Genomic DNA, 2,500 nt, shown 5'->3' on the forward strand with positions numbered 1-2,500 from the left:
TTTGGTTGCGGGGGCAGGATTTGAACCTGCGGCCTTCAGGTTATGAGCCTGACGAGCTACCGGGCTGCTCCACCCCGCGTCAAAGAATGTCGGGCTTTGAGCCCGGGAGCGAAGTCAGGCGTAGCCTGATGAGGTGAGGCCGTATAGCAATCGATTGATTATCGATTGTAGGCCGAACGGGCTGCTCCGCGCCGTATTTGAGAGTTTTATATACTCTCTGATCGGATATCGCTTAAGATTTGCTTTGAAGATTGTCTTATCGGTAAGCGATTGTTTTAGCGTTTGATACGCTGATTGTTTGAGAAGATGTTTTATTTCTGTGCGCTTTGCAGACCTGGCAGCGACCTACTCTCCCGTGTCTTAAGACAAAGTACCATTGGCGCTGGAACGTTTCACGGCCGAGTTCGGAATGGGATCGGGTGCAGCCGCTCCGCCATAACCACCAGGTCAGCAAAGGGCACAGAAACAAATAAGAAGCTGGTTTTTTGTGCATATCCAGATGGATATTGAGAATGAGAACAATCAAGTCGATCGAGCTATTAGTACCGGTCAGCTGCATGCATTACTGCACTTCCACATCCGGCCTATCAACGTGGTGGTCTTCCACGGCTCTGATAGGGAATACTCGTTTTAAGGTTAGTTTCCCGCTTAGATGCCTTCAGCGGTTATCTAGTCCGTATATAGCTACTCTGCTATGCCGTTGGCACGACAACAGATCCACCAGAGATACGTCCATCCCGGTCCTCTCGTACTAGGGACAGATCCTTTCAATATTCCTACACCCACGGCAGATAGGGACCGAACTGTCTCACGACGTTCTGAACCCAACTCACGTACCGCTTTAAATGGCGAACAGCCATACCCTTGGGACCTGCTCCAGCCCCAGGATGCGATGAGTCGACATCGAGGTGCCAAACAACCCCGTCGATATGGACTCTTGGGGGTCATCAGCCTGTTATCCCCGGCGTACCTTTTATCCGTTGAGCGATGGCCCTTCCACTCGGGACCACCGGATCACTATGACCGACTTTCGTCTCTGCTCGACTTGTCTGTCTTGCAGTCAGGCGGGCTTATGCCATTGCACTCGACGAACGATTTCCGACCGTTCTGAGCCCACCATCGCGCGCCTCCGTTACTCTTTAGGAGGCGACCGCCCCAGTCAAACTACCCACCATACACGGTCCTGGACCCGGATATACGGGTCGCAGTTAGACATCTATGACGATAAGGGTGGTATTTCAAGGATGACTCCACCTGAACTGGCGTCCAAGCTTCAAAGTCTACCACCTATCCTACACATGTCGCCACAAATGCCAGTGTAAAGCTATAGTAAAGGTGCACGGGGTCTTTCCGTCTAACCGCAGGAACCCCGCATCTTCACGGGGAATTCAATTTCACTGAGTCTGCGTTGGAGACAGCGGGGAAGTCGTTACGCCATTCGTGCAGGTCGGAACTTACCCGACAAGGAATTTCGCTACCTTAGGACCGTTATAGTTACGGCCGCCGTTTACTGGGGCTTCAATTCAAGGCTTGCACCTCTCCTCTTAACCTTCCAGCACCGGGCAGGCGTCAGACCCTATACGTCGTCTTGCGACTTCGCAGAGCCCTGTGTTTTTGGTAAACAGTCGCTACCCCCTGGTCTGTGCCACCCCCATCTACTTGCGTAAAAAGGGGTCACGCTTCTTCCGAAGTTACGCGTGCAATTTGCCGAGTTCCTTCAACGCAGTTCTCTCAAGCGCCTTGGTATACTCTACCAGTCCACCAGTGTCGGTTTAGGGTACGGTCTATATGTGGGAGCTATTTCCTGGAACCGCTTCGCTGCAAGATCAATCCAATAAGACCTTACAACACACGCGATCCGTCACTACCCACAGGCCCACGAATATTAACGTGGTTCCCATCGACTACGCCTTTCGGCCTCGCCTTAGGGGCCGGCTAACCCTGCTCAGATTAACTTTAAGCAGGAACCCTTGGACTTTCGGCGAGAGTGTCTCTCACACTCTTTATCGTTACTCATGTCAGCATTCTCACTTCTGATATCTCCAGGAGCCCTCACGGGTCTCCCTTCACAGACTTACAGAACGCTCCGCTACCACGCACATACGTGCATCCACAGCTTCGGTGTATGGCTTTAGCCCCGGTACATTTTCGGCGCAAAGACCCTTATCTAGACCAGTGAGCTGTTACGCTTTCTTTAAATGATGGCTGCTTCTAAGCCAACATCCTGGTTGTTTTGGGATCCTCACATCCTTTCCCACTTAGCCATAACTTAGGGACCTTAGATGGTGGTCAGGGTTGTTGCCCTTTTCACGACGGACGTTAGCACCCGCCGTGTGTCTGCTGGGTAGTACTCTCAGGTATTCGGAGTTTGATTGAGATCAGTAAGACGGTGAGTCCCCATTACCCATTCAGTGCTCTACCCCCTGAGGTATTCGCCCAACGCTCTACCTAAATAGATTTCGCGGAGAACCAGCTATCTCCGAGTTTGATTGGCCTTTCA

The 2,500-nt window shown here is 51.9% G+C and carries 1 tRNA gene and 2 rRNA genes (1 of these 3 cut by a window edge); all 3 read right to left on the bottom strand.

The features are described 5' to 3' along the window. Positions 1–2 precede the first annotated feature (2 nt). Positions 3–79 (bottom strand) — tRNA-Met (locus P8H26_RS17870). A 253-nt stretch (positions 80–332) separates the two neighbouring features. Continuing rightward, positions 333–447: ribosomal RNA gene (gene rrf / locus P8H26_RS17875) — 5S ribosomal RNA — on the bottom strand. A 71-nt stretch (positions 448–518) separates the two neighbouring features. Next, a 23S ribosomal RNA gene (locus P8H26_RS17880) occupies positions 519–2,500 on the bottom strand (it continues 826 nt past the right edge of the window).

The organism is Pseudochrobactrum sp. sp1633 (assembly GCF_030376605.1).
GTDB lineage: Bacteria > Pseudomonadota > Alphaproteobacteria > Rhizobiales > Rhizobiaceae > Pseudochrobactrum.